Origin of the sequence: Chryseobacterium sp. 2987 (assembly GCF_031456375.1) — a bacterium.
Lineage (GTDB): Bacteria > Bacteroidota > Bacteroidia > Flavobacteriales > Weeksellaceae > Chryseobacterium > Chryseobacterium vaccae.
In genome coordinates this window covers 38,613-53,682 of the sequence record NZ_JAVDUN010000001.1, presented here as the reverse complement: position 1 = coordinate 53,682, position 15,070 = coordinate 38,613, and the positions used below count along the sequence as shown (strand labels likewise).

18 protein-coding genes are annotated in these 15,070 nt (G+C 38.2%); 6 read left to right on the top strand and 12 right to left on the bottom strand.

Annotation, left to right across the window (positions count from 1 at the left end):
• The first annotated feature begins 10 nt into the window (after nucleotides 1-10).
• From J2Y40_RS00295 to J2Y40_RS00285, 3 genes are all read left to right on the top strand, one after another.
• Nucleotides 11-310 (top strand): rhodanese-like domain-containing protein, encoded by a 300-nt coding sequence (locus J2Y40_RS00295; protein ID WP_153394682.1) that lies wholly within the window; start codon nucleotides 11-13, stop codon nucleotides 308-310.
• A gap of 27 nt (nucleotides 311-337) precedes the next feature.
• Complete coding sequence (locus tag J2Y40_RS00290; RefSeq protein WP_153394684.1) at nucleotides 338-955, top strand: hypothetical protein; 618 nt, start codon at nucleotides 338-340, stop codon at nucleotides 953-955.
• A gap of 83 nt (nucleotides 956-1,038) precedes the next feature.
• Nucleotides 1,039-1,647 (top strand): hypothetical protein, encoded by a 609-nt coding sequence (locus J2Y40_RS00285; protein ID WP_153394686.1) that lies wholly within the window; start codon nucleotides 1,039-1,041, stop codon nucleotides 1,645-1,647.
• 4 nt (nucleotides 1,648-1,651) lie between these two features.
• Here the strand turns inward: J2Y40_RS00285 and J2Y40_RS00280 are convergent, their stop codons facing one another.
• Nucleotides 1,652-1,978, bottom strand: coding sequence for a hypothetical protein (locus J2Y40_RS00280; RefSeq protein WP_309995659.1), 327 nt, complete (start codon nucleotides 1,976-1,978; stop codon nucleotides 1,652-1,654).
• 40 nt (nucleotides 1,979-2,018) lie between these two features.
• Here J2Y40_RS00280 and J2Y40_RS00275 point away from each other — a divergent pair, with 40 nt between their 5' ends.
• The 3 genes from J2Y40_RS00275 to J2Y40_RS00265 all read left to right on the top strand — a co-directional run bounded on the left by J2Y40_RS00275 (nucleotide 2,019) and on the right by J2Y40_RS00265 (nucleotide 4,514).
• On the top strand, nucleotides 2,019-2,201 hold the full coding sequence (locus tag J2Y40_RS00275) for a DUF5522 domain-containing protein (protein ID WP_007842321.1): 183 nt from the start codon (nucleotides 2,019-2,021) through the stop codon (nucleotides 2,199-2,201).
• A 1-nt stretch (nucleotide 2,202) separates the two neighbouring features.
• Nucleotides 2,203-2,730: a DUF4136 domain-containing protein gene (locus J2Y40_RS00270; RefSeq protein ID WP_153394690.1), complete on the top strand. Its 528-nt coding sequence runs from the start codon at nucleotides 2,203-2,205 to the stop codon at nucleotides 2,728-2,730.
• 215 nt (nucleotides 2,731-2,945) lie between these two features.
• The gene (locus J2Y40_RS00265) at nucleotides 2,946-4,514 is read left to right on the top strand and encodes an endonuclease (protein ID WP_309995646.1); all 1,569 of its coding nucleotides are present in this window, start codon (nucleotides 2,946-2,948) and stop codon (nucleotides 4,512-4,514) included.
• A gap of 305 nt (nucleotides 4,515-4,819) precedes the next feature.
• Here the strand turns inward: J2Y40_RS00265 and J2Y40_RS00260 are convergent, their stop codons facing one another.
• The 11 genes from J2Y40_RS00260 to J2Y40_RS00210 all read right to left on the bottom strand — a co-directional run bounded on the left by J2Y40_RS00260 (nucleotide 4,820) and on the right by J2Y40_RS00210 (nucleotide 15,065).
• Nucleotides 4,820-5,188, bottom strand: coding sequence for a hypothetical protein (locus J2Y40_RS00260; RefSeq protein ID WP_185151957.1), 369 nt, complete (start codon nucleotides 5,186-5,188; stop codon nucleotides 4,820-4,822).
• Nucleotides 5,175-5,735 (bottom strand): LemA family protein, encoded by a 561-nt coding sequence (locus tag J2Y40_RS00255; protein WP_153394696.1) that lies wholly within the window; start codon nucleotides 5,733-5,735, stop codon nucleotides 5,175-5,177. Before J2Y40_RS00255 ends, J2Y40_RS00260 begins: the two co-directional genes overlap by 14 nt.
• Nucleotides 5,735-6,520: a hypothetical protein gene (locus J2Y40_RS00250; protein ID WP_309995643.1), complete on the bottom strand. Its 786-nt coding sequence runs from the start codon at nucleotides 6,518-6,520 to the stop codon at nucleotides 5,735-5,737. The genes J2Y40_RS00255 and J2Y40_RS00250 overlap by 1 nt, the downstream gene beginning before the upstream one ends.
• Nucleotides 6,521-6,643: 123 nt before the next feature.
• Nucleotides 6,644-7,297 carry a hypothetical protein gene (locus J2Y40_RS00245; protein ID WP_153394700.1) on the bottom strand — a complete coding sequence of 218 codons (654 nt, stop codon included), beginning with the start codon at nucleotides 7,295-7,297 and terminating at the stop codon, nucleotides 6,644-6,646.
• Between the two features lie 17 nt (nucleotides 7,298-7,314).
• Nucleotides 7,315-7,668, bottom strand: coding sequence for a hypothetical protein (locus J2Y40_RS00240; protein WP_153394702.1), 354 nt, complete (start codon nucleotides 7,666-7,668; stop codon nucleotides 7,315-7,317).
• Nucleotides 7,669-7,691: 23 nt separating this feature from the next.
• A complete protein-coding gene (locus J2Y40_RS00235; protein ID WP_153394704.1) occupies nucleotides 7,692-8,552 on the bottom strand; it encodes a hypothetical protein in 861 nt (286 codons plus the stop codon).
• A gap of 79 nt (nucleotides 8,553-8,631) precedes the next feature.
• Nucleotides 8,632-11,475, bottom strand: a complete 2,844-nt coding sequence (locus tag J2Y40_RS00230; protein WP_153394706.1) for an OmpA family protein — start codon at nucleotides 11,473-11,475, stop codon at nucleotides 8,632-8,634.
• Nucleotides 11,476-11,478: 3 nt separating this feature from the next.
• Complete coding sequence (locus tag J2Y40_RS00225) at nucleotides 11,479-11,979, bottom strand: DUF4280 domain-containing protein (protein WP_153394708.1); 501 nt, start codon at nucleotides 11,977-11,979, stop codon at nucleotides 11,479-11,481.
• A 2-nt stretch (nucleotides 11,980-11,981) separates the two neighbouring features.
• Nucleotides 11,982-13,019, bottom strand: coding sequence for a hypothetical protein (locus J2Y40_RS00220; protein ID WP_153394710.1), 1,038 nt, complete (start codon nucleotides 13,017-13,019; stop codon nucleotides 11,982-11,984).
• A 17-nt stretch (nucleotides 13,020-13,036) separates the two neighbouring features.
• Nucleotides 13,037-14,077 (bottom strand): hypothetical protein, encoded by a 1,041-nt coding sequence (locus tag J2Y40_RS00215; RefSeq protein WP_309995635.1) that lies wholly within the window; start codon nucleotides 14,075-14,077, stop codon nucleotides 13,037-13,039.
• Nucleotides 14,078-14,105: 28 nt separating this feature from the next.
• Nucleotides 14,106-15,065 carry a DUF2931 family protein gene (locus tag J2Y40_RS00210; RefSeq protein WP_231128662.1) on the bottom strand — a complete coding sequence of 320 codons (960 nt, stop codon included), beginning with the start codon at nucleotides 15,063-15,065 and terminating at the stop codon, nucleotides 14,106-14,108.
• Nucleotides 15,066-15,070: the final 5 nt, after the last annotated feature.

Below are 15,070 nucleotides of genomic sequence, written 5' to 3'. Positions count from 1 at the left end.
TTAAACAGTTATGTCTTTAATAGAAGTAATACAATCAGGAAATTATGAACTAATTGATGTTCGTGAGCCAATGGAACTTGAAATGGACGGGAATATTGAGGGAGCGAAAAATATTCCTCTTGGTGAAGTAGAAGATAGAAAAGAAGAAATCTTATCCATTGAAAAACCGGTGATCTTATTCTGCAGAAGTGGTAACAGAAGCGGAAAAGCATTGGAATATCTTAACGGCCAAGGCCTGAAAGACGGTCATAACGGCGGAGGCTGGGCTGAGCTAAAAGCAGTATTGGAAGCAAATCAGGGAACTTTTTAAAAGTTCCTTTTTTTATCTTAATGAATCATGGATCTGAAAAAAACATTTGAACAGCTCTCTCTTTCTTTTACAAAAGATAAGAACCTTATCAGCTCTTGCTGGCAGGAAATTGATGTTCAGTATTCTGAAAAAGGCAGACATTATCATCATCTTCTTCATCTTGAAAATATGATTCATGAACTTGAAACTGTAAGAGACAAAATCTCCAGTTTTGATGAGATTCTGTTTTCTGTATTCTATCATGATGTTATTTATGATGCTTCTTCAAAGTCCAATGAAGAAAAAAGCGCAGCATATGCTGTACTAAGGCTTGAGAAATTACAACTTTCTCAGGATAAAATTTTAAAAATTCAAAATCAGATCATTGCTACAAAAACCCATCAGAAATCTGATGATCATGATACCAACTATCTTCTGGATGCTGATCTTTCTGTTTTGGGGAAAGATCTGGAAACTTATCTCGATTACAGCCGGAAAATCCGTAAAGAATATTCTATCTATCCTGATTTTCTCTATAAGCCCGGACGAAAAAAAGTGCTGAAACATTTTCTGGAACTTGACGGGATCTTTAAAACAGAAGAATTCAAAAGCCTATATGAAACTCAGGCTATAGAAAATATAAAAGCCGAACTTCAGATGCTTTAATTCGTTGAAAGTAACTTTTTTAGCGGGATCAGGAGTCAGAACTATTTTGTTGTACATTAGTGTAAACAAAAATATGACCCACCATGAAAAAGTTCTATCCTATTGGCATTATTTTTATCATTGCAGGATTATCAGCCGGTATCCTGTATGCGTTTTTAGGGAATCCTTTTGGTTCAAAATCTGAATTTGATAAGGTGGATCAATCCAATGACAAGATCATCAGTATGTTCAATGCACAGGTTGACCAGCAAATCGAAAATCATACGCAAAGTACGATGTATCCCGGATATATCAGTGAAAGCCGTCAAAATACAATCAATTATTTAAAAACCATCAAAACTATTGAAAGTTATGCCCGCTATGGCGTACAATCAACCCAGCCCAGAAACTATCTTGAACTTAATATTACATTTAATGATGGTACGGCAGCCCGGGAAGTATATACGGGGCATTCATGCTCGGGATATATGAGCCCTTGCCTGTTGATGAAGGTAGAAATGAGTGATGGAAAAGCAATTAAAGTGTATACCAACGGACAGGAGAAAAAAGGTTCTCCGGATTGGATCATTCCGGATCTCAATCTCATGATAGAAAAAGCGATTTCTTATGATATGGGCAGAAACCGGGACAGCTATTTCGCCCCTGAAAAAAAGCAGCAGGATTTTGACAAAGAATGGGAAAACAAGAAGTAAACCGTTACAGGTATTTTCTGAAATTCCAGAACTTTCTTTTTTTAAGGTAACCTAAATCAGATTCATTAGTATAAGCTTCTCTTTCAAATGAAATTCTTCTGTAGGCAAGATAGCCGTCTTTTAATCTGAAAAACCAGTAGTAATATTCAATAACATAGACTATATAAAAGAAAATGATCAGCATCTCCATCTGCTGTCTTAAATGGATTTTTTCGTGATTGATAAGTATTTTATTTTCCTTATCTTCGGGTTTCCTAATGAAGATAAAGGGAAAAAGAGCAATGCCGTTAATTTTAAGTTTTTTTAATGGCTTTTGGCATACAATTATCATATAACAAATATAAAGTTTTTTTGACTTAGAGATTTAACTTATGGCCCATTATGACATCAAAGAAGGTGAAGACTTTTACTATAATGAACAGGGGTACAAGGTTTTTACAGAGAAATTCCATCTGAAAAGAGGATATTGCTGTAAAAGCGGCTGCAGACACTGTCCTTACGGGTACGATAAAAAGACTGATACATTCATAAAAAACGATAAAAAAAATAAATAAAATGAAAAAATATATTTTTATTTTGTTAGCATCGGCTTCATTAGCCCTTACATCGTGTAGTCCTTTCCAGGTACGTTCAGATTATGCTGAGACTGCAAATTTTACTACGTATAAAACGTATAAAATAAGAATTGACGACCTGAAATTAAATGACATTGATAAAGACAGGGTTCTGAATGAACTGTCGAGGCAACTTCAGAGCAAAGGTCTTCAATCCGGAGAAAATCCTGATCTGATTGTTAATGTAAAAGCCAACCACAAAAAAGTCACTGATATTACCAATAATACTCCTTACGGGATGTATGGATGGGGCGGACCTTTCGGATGGGGTGTTGGCATGAGCAGAACATGGACCAGCAACTATAACGAAGGGGCAATCATTGTAGATCTTATTGATTCAAGAAGTAACAAACTGGTATGGCAGGGAATCGGAAGCGGAATTTCTGTAGATTCTCCAAAAGCTAAACAGAGACAAATCCCGGAAATTATGGCTGAGATTATGAAGAATTATCCGCCACAGAAAAAATAAGTTTCAATTTATTATGATATATAGCCGGTACATTTTTTTGTACCGGTTTTTTGTTTGTTATTGTTGTTATTTCTAAACCTAACAGGTCTTTGAAACCTGCTAGATTTTACGTATTATTCTCAGCATATAAAATAAGAAGGCTGTTCATTCAAAATTAACGGTAATGTCATTTTTTATTCAATGAAATGTAGTAATCTTACGGAAATTTTATTGATATGAAAAAAATCATCTTATTCACTGTAATAGCGGGGTTTGCCAATGCCCAGGCTCCTGCAGGGTATTACAATTCAGCCAGCGGATTGAGTGGAGCATCGCTGAAAACGGCATTAAGCACCATCATTACCAACGGGCATCAGGACAAAGGTTATAACGGTTTGTGGACCGGCTACAAAACCACTGATGTTGATAAAAATTATGAAAATGACGGCTCTATCATGGATATTTATTCAGAGAAGCCAGCCGGAACCGATCCTTACAAGTATACTCCGGGAACTAACCAATGCGGAACTTACGGAACGGAAGGCGACTGCTACAACCGTGAACATATTGTTCCTCAAAGCTTATTCAATCAATCGGCGCCAATGGTTTCAGATATTCATTTCATTCGTGCCACTGACGGAAAAGTGAACGGAATGAGAAGCAATTATCCTTTCGGGAAAGTAGGAACGGCAACATTTACTTCGAAAAACGGTTCTAAACTCGGCAGTTCTGCTTCTTCAGGCTATTCGGGTACTGTATTTGAACCGATTGATGAGTTTAAAGGGGATGTAGCCCGTATGATTTTCTATTTTGTAACCCGCTACCAAAGCAAGCTTTCTTCATTTTCTTCAGGGAATATGCTTGGAAACACCACATTTCCGGGGCTTCAGACCTGGGAGCTGAATGTTCTTCTCGCATGGCATAATCAGGATCCCGTTTCTCCGGCAGAAGTTAACCGAAATAATGCATCCTATAAATATCAGGGAAACAGAAATCCGTTTATTGACAATCCGAATTATGTGAACCTGATCTGGGGATCTTCCAATCCGGGAACACCTAATCCTAATCCTAATCCTAATCCTAATCCTAATCCTAATCCTAATCCTAATCCTAATCCTAATCCGGGAACAGACTGTATCAACGAAACATTTGAATCAATCCCGGCAGCCAATGCCTCTTACACAACAAGAACATGGACAAACGGAGGTATTTCATGGACCGCCACAGATGCCAGAACGGATCAAACGATTAGCAATAAAGCTATTACGGTGAGAAATGGTTCTTTAACTTCAGGCAGCTCAGCCAATGGAATCGGATCATTAACGGTAACTACCCAATTGAAGTTTTCAGGAAGCAACGGAAACTTAGACGTAAAAGTAAACGGAACCACTGTTGGAACAGTTCCTTACAGCACAACCGCAACTACAACAACAATCAGTAATATTAATATTTCCGGAAATGTAACGGTGAGCCTGGTTAATAATTCTTCAGGCAACAGAATTGCTATTGATGATCTGAAATGGACCTGCTATTCAGGAACTTCCAAACAAAGCAGAACGCTTTCTGCCGATACTCCGGTTCAGGAGCTTCAGGTTTACCCTAATCCAATTTCAGGGCAGGAAATCTTTGTGAAAGGAAATGTTCAGAATATCAAAAAAGCAGAAATCTATAATCTTCAGGGAAGACCTCTTCAGACTATTGACCAGCCTTTTAAAAACGGGAATTCTATTAAAACCGGAAATATTGGACAAGGGGTTTATTTATTGAAACTGGATCAATCAACATTGAAATTTTTAGTAAAATAATTTTGAATACCATATTATAATGAGACCGGTTAAGCCGGTCTTTTTGTTTTAATGATTATGGAATGTTTTGGTTGTGAACGGGCTGAAGCCCGTTCCTATTGAATAAAGATTACCTTCTTTCAAATGAGATTACCCTAACAGATTCATTCCTTGTTTTTGGTTTTTCCACAAAATCTTTGATTCATAAAGAGGGATGGATATATGATGGGCTAAAGCCCATCTTTATTCAATAAAGATTGCCTTCTTTCAAATGAGATCACCTTGAAATGTTCATTCCTTTTTCTGTTTGTCACACAATTTTTAATTCATTTTTTTGTCTTGATTGTTTTCCCCCAATCCGTAAACATTTTATTAAGCGTAGATGTATTTACTAGTGAAAAGGTGAGCATTCCTATGAAAATGACCAGCCAGCAGTAGGCGAGTTTAATACCGTTCTTATCAGTGGTGAGGAAAAGAACAAATATGGCAACAGCTCCCAATATAAAGGTAAAAAGCAGCGTGTAATACAATGCCTGAATGAGGTACATATTCACTTTCAATTTTCTGAATATCCAGGCTATGGGTATCAGGAGTACGGCCAATATCAATGGCAGGAACATAGCGGCAAAAATTACAGTTTCGGGATGCTCTGTCAGTTCCTGTTCCAGCCCGAAGAAGGTATTAAAACTGAACATTTTCATAGTGTTTTTCTGAATCAGGGATTTCCAGCAGGGTTTTATTTTTGTATCCGAACAGTTTAGCAAAGATCACATTGGGAAATTCATGAATCCCGATATTGTATAGGTTAACGCTGTCGTTAAAGAATTCTCTGCGGTCTGCAATTTTATTTTCAAGTTCGGTGATTCTTTTCTGCAGCTCCAGAAAATTATTGTTGGACTTCAATTCCGGATAGTTTTCAGATACCGCGAAGAAAGATTGAAGAGCTCTTGAAGTTTCATTGGCCAATCCTGTCTTCTGATCGGAATCTGTAGCATTTCTGTAAGAAGACCGGAGCTCTGTCAGGTGGGTAAGAATTTCTTTTTCATAATTCATATAGCTTTTGGCTACATTGACCAGATTGGGGATTTCATCTGCTCTCTGTTTCAGAACGACATCTATATTACTGTAAGCTTTTTCGATATTAAATCTGAGCAGAACCAGCTTATTATAAATATTGATAAAAAAGCTGATCACGGCGATCACCAGGAGTATTGAAAATGCTATTGCGGTAGTCTGATTCATTATTGTAAAAGTATATAAATAATCATTATGATCACGGCTGTACAGGTAAACATGAAAGACCTCAACAGGGGCTGATATTTATTCCAGATGGTAATTCCTGATGCGGAAGTGATCCCTAATATTTTGTAATGGTCATCTTTTCTGATGAAAGTCGTTCCGTCTTCAGCATCGGCATATCCTACCAAAAGCATTTTCTGCCCGTTTTTCAGAAGGGTTTCTGTGTATCTTTTATTATTGCCCCGGCTTACATTGGTTTCTGCCAGAAGGATGAGCTCTATGCCTTCCGGTTTTATGTCTATCATTCCGGTATCATCCTGTATCCGGAAAGGATTACATTGGGTTTCGCGGTGAATGGTTCTGTATGAATCTTTCCCGTCCGAATCTCTTTCAATGTCTTCTATAGTATAATAATATCCTATACATTCTTCACCATCTACCGGAGAAATAAGTGGTTTATCCATCATCAGTGTTCCTTCAATTTCCACAAGACCCTTAGCCAGCGATTTTATTTTTGACGTAGGCAGAGAAGCCTGAAGCCTGAGAAAACGTTTGGCAGGTGTAGGCTTCATCAAAACCAGTGCGATGAAAACAAAAAATGCCAGAGGAAAAAATACAAACAGCTGTTCTGCGTAGGCATCATAATTCTGGGCTATGTTCAGCATTACGTGATGTAAAGGCATCTTCTCTTTAAAAACTGCAACCCATAAAATAAAATAGATCAGACAGAGCAGAAGGACTGCAAAAATTGCCCATCCTATATATGATACTTTTCTTTTGTTTCTCATGGTTATGTTATCATTATCCGCTGAATATTTTATACCACAGACAGAAAGTTTAAAAATACGTTTTATTTCAAATTAAAAGATTCTGAATTTTCATTAAAAAACAACAGGAAAAGTCTGGTTTTATTACTGTTTCAGATAAATAATGACCACACAGCCTATATTAATCAGCAGAATCAGCAATCCGAAGTATGCAGATACAGATATTCTCTTTTTCATGGTTTGTTCTGTGGTATAAGAGAACAGTAAACAGGCGAAAAATGCCGATATTCCTGTAAAAATACTTCCAAAAAAGAACATGATCCAGTTGAGATCGATGGCATTGGCGCTGTTTTCAGAGCTCTTATCAGTGATCTGAAGGTGCTGCCCGATCTTCGGTGGATTATTCTCTGCAATATCCAATGTTTTGGTTACTTTATTCCCTTCTCCATTGGTAAATTCTACTTCAGGAAAATATACCGGTTTATCGGAATAGGAAGAATTACGGAAGTTCTGGCTTTTGACCATCTCCTTTTTATAGCCGGTAACAACTGCTTCATATCTGTTTTCGCTTAAAGTTCTGTAGCCCTTTTCCCAGAAAAAGCTGTACGACAACACGAAAGTAAGGCTATTGATCACAACCATGATCAGGCATACAAAAAAAAGAAGAAATCCTTTTTCCAGGATACTTCCCTCTTTCTTATCTCTATTTCTGACCCGGATTACCTTACTGAAAATTCTATATCCTGCGTATACAGAAAATAGGGTGATTATGACAACAAAATATCCGAAAAAAGTCATAGGATTTTACTTTCTCTTTATTTCTGTTTTACGAATTTATTTTCCACTCCTTCGAATACAATGGTCAGCGTATCATTTTTAACAGCATATTTTACTTCTGTTTTTTCACCGGTTTCTGTTTCCGTAATGATCACTTTCCCGTTTTCTGTTTTGTAAGATGACTCTGTGGTATGCTTCATCTTTCCTTCTCCGGTATGCTGAATATATTTTCCGTCTTTGGTAAATTCAAGTACGATTTTCTCCACTGCATTTTGGGTTGTGGATTCTTTAACCTTTCCTACCCATTTGCCAGTAAGTTCTGTATCCTCTTTCTTTTGAGAACAGCAGGTTAAGGTAATCAGACAGCTAAAAATAATCAGGATCTGCTTCATTGGGTTTTCTATGGGTATTTTGTTTAATAAATCTCAAGTTTTGTCTTTCCTTCCGTAAGATAAAAAGAACTGCTGTTGAACATGGCTTTTGTTTTCCCTCCTACTTTATACAGTCCCCAGAGCACACTTCTGTGCTTGAGCCTTGGATCTGTACTTTTCTGGATGAATCTTGCAAATTTTCCGTCTTCACTGATCTCTGTATCGTAAGATTCTGCATCCTGCATTTTGAGGGTGGAGTTTTTATAAACCTCGGTCAGCTCGTTCCAGCCAATATTTACAGTACTGTCATTGTATTCTGAAATATACTGGTTGCTCATGCTTGGATAAACAGCTCTGGCTAGCCCGTCAATATCTTTATTTTCGTATAAGCTTTTAATCTTGCTGTATCTTTCTTTTAATTCTTCGTTAAGCACCTCATTCCCTAGTTTTTTCAGACTCTTATATTCTTTGGGCTGATCCAGCTGATAGGGGACAGCCGCTTTAAATTCAAAAGTATATTCGTAAGGTTTGATGTTATAATCAGTATTCTTCACCAATGCCTGGCTTCTGTGCATGATTACTTCTTTTCCCGGAGCGTCATGTTTTTTGTTATCAAATTCTTTAACATTGATTTCTAGGAATGCATGATCAGGACTGTCGCTATATATTTTATAGGTAATTTTCTGCACTCCCGATCTGAAAATACAGTGATTAATACTTACCGAAGTACTAACTGATTCTTCTTCAAAATTTCTGTAAACCGGCAGTCCGTTCACAAAGATTTCGGCATTGCCCATATTCTGACCGATCTCTATAAAATATCTAGGCTCATAGTCATAGTGTTTTACTTTTCTGGTGATCTCTTCTACTATATTTTTTGAATTAATTTCTATCTTGTTTTGCATGTTATCTTTTTTTTGTGAGCAATTCAGGCTGAAGGTAAGCATCAGCATTAAAAATATCAGTCTTGAATACTTCATCGCATTAAGTTTTAAGCAGGTATATCTTGTATAAGGTGATGGTCTTTTCTTTAAAAATAGTGAATGATTTATCTTCTTTGTCTTTATCCGTATCTGTAGAGGTTTCCCAATCAATACCCAGCTGTTGGTTTTTCACCTCAGATTTAAACTTATATTTTCCTTTCAGTCCGGAAAAATACAGGCTGTTGTCTACAAAGAAACCTCCTTCATCTTTCCCGTACTGCTGTACAATTCCAAAGGAACAGTCTATCTCTAATTTCGCCTCCAGTTTTACCTGTGTTTTTAAAGGGGTAAAGCTAAACAATTCTTTATAGAAAATACTTTTTACTTCCGCTTTTCCTCTTACATACTGGCCAAAAGCAACGATTCCCTTCGCCTCATCGTAGTAGTTGCCTGCCTGTTTGGAGAAGGAATAGGTTTTCGTAAGGAAGTTGTATTTTATATTTTGTTCAATACTTATCGCTCCAATGATGCTTACTGAGAATGAAATATTGGTTGTTTTATCTTCATAGGTTCCTTTAACTTTGTCTCTGATTTCTTCAAAGTCTTTATGTTTTGTTTCAGGGAGCTTATCTTTTAAGGTTTTATCCGTTACATAATCCAGAAGGTCTTTACCTACAAGTTCATATTTTACTCCGATCAGAGGATCTATTTTGATTCCTGCTTCAAAGATCATGGCTACTCTTCCGTCAGCCTGTTTGTAATAATACAGTCCGCTTTTGTATGCCATGGATGGGCCTACCAGTTCAATGGAGTCGGGCAGGCTTTCTATGGCTTTCATTGCTTTCTGTACGCCTTTCGCCAGTTTTTTAATTTTCTTCAGCTTACTGATACCACTTCTTCCTCTGGTAAGAATCAGGATGAGAATTTCGATAACGATCTGCAGACATACGAAACCGAACATGGCTATACTGGTGGCATATTTGGTGTATTTGGTCTGGGTTATAAAATTCACGGTGGTTCCTGTCAGGCTGAGTGCTGTTCCTTTTTTTTCCTGGGTACGGTTGTGAATAGCGTGTAATCCCGCTTCCAGCTTTTGGGCTTCGGATTTTATATAGTCCAGAAGAACCTGTTTTGCCATATAATCCACAAGCGTTACGGAGGTTCCTAAATAAACCCTTTCGATGAAGGATTCAAACTCTGTTACAAATCCTTTCTGCAGGTCTACGCTGTGGTTGTGGAAGAAATAGTCTTCCTCGAAATCGTATTTTCCGTGGGCCAGCCAGACAATATCCGGGTAGGTTTTTACCTGAAGGGTAGGTTTGTCTTTCTGAGGAAAATAAGTACAGCTGTTGATATAGAAATAATAGCTTTTATGCATTGAGGAAAAATAATTGATGTATTTTCCAAAATACTTAAGATAGTTTGGGATAAAATCACTTCCTATATCAGCGTTTACCGGATAAACGACTGTATTTTTAGCTTCAGTTTTTTTAGGAAGTCCGGCCTCCTGAATAATGATTTCGTCTTTATGGGTACTTCTGCAGCCTTTTCTTTCTTTATTTACCGCACTTACGGTAAGATTTTTTGTTTTACCTGCAAACGGAGCTATGGTTTCGAAAATAATAGGGGCATAATTATTTTCATAATAATTGAAACGGATCATTGCTCTTCTGTTTTGCTGATGCTGTGCTTCGGTAAGTTTTGTTCCTTTATGAATTAACTGGCTTTCCCCATGTCCGTGGCATTTAAATTTGGAAGATCCCAGCCCGTTGCTTTTCATGAAATTCATGACGGCTTCTGATCTGTCCTGCGACAGTTTCAGGTTGTAATCCCCGGGACCTCTTTCATCCGCATGACCGTCAATAATGATCTGGGAATGCGGGTTGGACTTCAAAAGGGCAACCAGAGAGTTTAGCGTTTTCTGTGCATCTGCTCTTACAGCGCTCTTGTTAAAATCGAAAAACACAAAATGTTTCTGTTCCAAGGGTGTTGTTCCTACTGCTTTGATCTTGGATTTTCCATCTTCAAACACGATAAACTCATCGGTCTCATTGATTTTTATCTGTTTGAATTTACAGGTTCCTACCCTTGAAATATCTGTATTCGGCTGCCCGATGATTAAAGGGGTCTGATTGGACGGTGGTGTTTTAACAACCGCTTTTACCGCATTTTTAATGTTCAGGTATTTTCCGTGCCTGTCGTTTCCTGCTTTATCTTTGAGGTAGGTTCCGTTCTTTCTTTTAATTTTCACATAAAACTCCTCATTTTCCTGAATATATTTGATGTATGCTTTCCATTGTGATGTATTGGGAATTTCAAGATTGATCTGTCCGTCCTTTACTTCCACATTGTATATGGTACGCATTTTATAATCGCCGCTCCACATTTCATTGTGAACCTCTACGGTTACTACTTCCCCATTAATCCCCTCTGTATCAGCATGAAAATGAACAATCTCTCCGTAGGACACTCCAAAATTCTTGCTGTCGGTATTCCTGATATTCGTTCCTCCTCTGGTTTTACTCCATTTGCTGGAGGTAATAAGCGGATTGCAGAATCCGGCAATCATCAATCCTGTAAAAGCCACATCCGGTTTCCCTGTCATACTGGCTTCCACATAATAAGTATATCCGCAGAGACGCTTGGGAATTTTGTATGAAAAATATTTATCAGTCATGCAGTGAAGACGTTCCACAATATTTTTCCGGTCCTTATCCAGCACCATCCAGTAGAGTTTTCCTTTCTTCTGGTCTTCTGTAGTGTCTTTATGCCATTCTTTGATATAGAAATGTGCCTTTTTATCCGCAGGAACACATACCCATTTATCCGGTCCGAACCGGGAGTTCGAATTATTCGCCTCATTGGGCATCGGTACAAATTTTATTTTTTTTATTCCTTTCGCCATCGCTTATAATTTTGGGGACTCTCCTGCTTCCACTCCTTCGTGGGTAGGTTCTTCTTTATACATTTCATCGGAACTTACAAGCGGATTGATCTGTTGCTGTACGTCTTTATCTGCATTTTTAAAGTTCTGCTGGCTGGCTTCTGCCCTTTGGCCATGATCAATGATTTCGATACAGGGTGTTCCGGCAACCGCACAAATGGCTTTACTTTTTTCTAAAATAATGTGTCCTCCATTGCTGAGTTGTACTTTATCGTAGAAATCCTGCCATTCGGTGACCATGATCTTACATGGTGGCGGCGGACCTCCGTTTTTGGTACAGTTTCCGAAGGTATTTTTTTCGAAAGTAGCTCCTCCAATCTCTTTGGTGGTTACAATAAGCTTTTTGGACCCGTCTTTATCATTGGCGTATTCTTTCTGATGGGTAAGTACTTTGAGCTTATCGGGAGCCTGCCCGAACTGGCATTTGCACATAGCGCCCTGTACTACAATATGTTGTTCTGCCATGCTTAAAATTCTTTAGTGGAAATTAAAACCCGGGTCAAATAGCTGTTTCCGAATTCCAGACGGACAAATGAGGAATTCATCTTAAAGGTAACCACAGTAAGGGCACTGGAGGTGTTTTCGTCTACTTCTACCGAAGTCTGGTAAAGACTGGCATTATATCTTGCAAACTTATCCCTGCATTCTGTGGGCGAACTGCTGTTGAACACCAGTCCGTATGGTAATCCAGAAACCGCTTTATCCCCAAAATATTGCAGTCCATAATATTCAGTTCCATCGGTCATATGTCCGTAGATCAGGTTAAAATCATCGAAGTCCCAGCTACTCTGCGTTCCGTTTTTACAGCTTTCGCAAGACATCTGGCTGGATTTTATCTGTAAAAGTTTGGTAAATACAGCTTCTGATGCCGGCAGGGAGATGAACTGTTTTTTATTGAACAGATTCTGCAGTTTTTTGGATGCTATTTTCTTTTTTGGTGTGCTTTCTTCTATAACAAAATCCGAATCGTCTGCTGCTACGGGTTCTGTTGCAGCAACGACGGAATCAGCAACATATGCTGCTGATTCCTGAGCTGTTTTATCACTTAACAGGAATGCTTTGATCTCTTTTTCCAGAAGGCCTGTTGATTTGGTCTGCTTTACATCCACCTCTTTCTTGGACCAGTTGTCCGGAACAACTTCCTGAAGGGAAATACTGACTTTCGTACTTTTGGAAGACAGCTTTTTCATCGTTATATTCCAGGCAGCATGACTAATGAATTGTTTGGGTTTTGCCCCGCTTTTCAGAGCAAGAATCAGATAAGGATTCTTTTTTCCTGCTTCATCTTTAAGATTGTAGAGGTCAACTGAGGTGGAGAAATCGGTATCTGATGCAGCTGCTCCTTTAACATCATCTTTTGTAAAGTCATTGCTGAAATTAAAAATGAAGTTTTGTAAGGTCTCAATATTTTTAGGCACTGTAAACTCTGTTTTCTGCCCGAAATACAAACTGAAACACAGGATTGAAACCAGTGTAAGTAATCTATTGTTGAATTTTGTTTTCATATTATTTTGTTTATTTTTTATTCTGTTATGGCGGCTATTTCTACGACTATTTTCTTTTCCTGTTCAAGTTTTATATCACATTCCAGGTAAATGGATTCTGCCAGTGTTGTCTTTCCGTTCAGGAAATAATGGAGTGTGATACTTCCGTCATGATTCATTTCTCCCTCGTCATCAATGATTAATGAAAATGGTGTTCCGGCTATAAAATCATTGACAGACCGTTCATCATTCAAAATCCCTCCTCCTTTTATCTGGATGAGATCATATTCGTCTTTCAGAGGATCTGTTTCAAGCTTTATTCCGAAAACAGGTTCCATCACATTATCAACTACCGGAAACGTTTCTGTTATTTCTGTTTCATATTCTTCTCCGAAGCGCTGATAGATCCCGAAGAATAAAGTTCTCAGGAAATAATCATTTTTCAGATACAAGCCGATGGCATCAGGTTCATCAACAATATATTCTATCTTTTGACAATACTGGTCTACTGTTTCTCCTTCAAATAATTGGTATACCTCTTCTTTCACGGCGGGCCATCTTTCTTTGAATACGGAGAGGTTTTCCACTGCATTGAATTTTCCCTGTCTGTCTGTACTGATTTGCAGCGGATAAAGCACTTTGGATGTTTTATAAGCCAGCAGGTCTGCAATTTCATTCACTTCTTCTTCATTCAGATACAGAGCGGAAGTTCTGTCAATTTCAAAAAAATGCAGCTTGTTCTCAGTTTTCAGCCATCGTACAGAAGTTTCATATTTTAATTCACTTCTACGGCTGCCGTTATCAATGGTAATAGCAGCTGCATATCTCTGGAATGAATGCTCAGGCTGAAATAAGAGTGTATTTCCCGGACCAAACTTCACAAGGCTGTTTTTATCAGCAACGGCTGTTCTGGGAAGGAAAAGTTCTTTCTGACTGGTAAGCCCGATCAGGATCATATCTTTTACCTCACACTGATTGTTGTGAAACAGCTTCAAAGCATCTGCATCCATGCCGTAAAGCGACGCGACACTCTGTAAGGTTTCATTTTTCTGAATGGTATGTCTGTTAAACTTCTGCATAAATTCCCTGAATCAGACGGGTATTCTTTTATTTTGGTTCATATTTTTTAGTCTTCCACATATTCTCCATATCAATCTTCCTGATCTGGATATCTTTACCATTCTGCCTGAACACCAGCTTTCTGTCATTCAAATCTTCATTCATTTTAAGGATAATTTCAATGGGCTGATTTTCATCTGCATTTTTAAACAGAGAGAAAATTTCATCTTCATCAAAATATTTGACTTCAAAAACAGTTTGCGTCCCGTCTTTAGCTTCAAACTGGTAAGAAATAAGGCGGGGAACGGCTCTTTCTTTAATAGGATTTTCAATAACGGACTGATTGAACAATGTTTCTTCTTCCCCGTTATACATTTCCATGGTCACATTTTTCAGAACATGTCCCGGAATCTCTGTTTTTGTTTTCCAGTTGTATTTTTTCCTGTACGTATCCCAGATTCCGAAAGGGATGCCTTTGGCTTTCATATTTTCATACGCTTCGGGTACAGAACTGCTCACATTAAAATATTCCTCCTGTGAAATGGTAGGATTTCCCGGAACGTAATCTTTCATGGCAACAGTAGTTTCTTTCGCCTGGAATCTGCCTATTTCTACCTGCTGATCGTTTCCGTACAGCCATACAACAGCCACGCCTCCCGGAGCCAGCCCAACCACAACGGATGAATAACTTTCTTTCTCATTGGTTCTCCAGTTGACTGTACCTTCTTTAAAGAGTTTTTTAATCTTGTCTACGGGAAGGTCCCAGTTTCCTTTATAAAATTTATTTTCCAGAAATGATGCCCAGGTTACTTCCAGTCTCACCGGAACTGCTTTAAGGTCTTCTCCCTGGGTATGAAGAGATCCACTGTAGCCCCAACCTGTATGTGACACTCCGGAACAGGGAATGTATACGTTGTTTCCGTCTTCAAGAAAAAGATGGCCCTGATAAATGTTCATCGGGTATAGTAAAGGTGAGCTTTCCGTAGGAAGCCATTGATATTTTTCCATTTTAT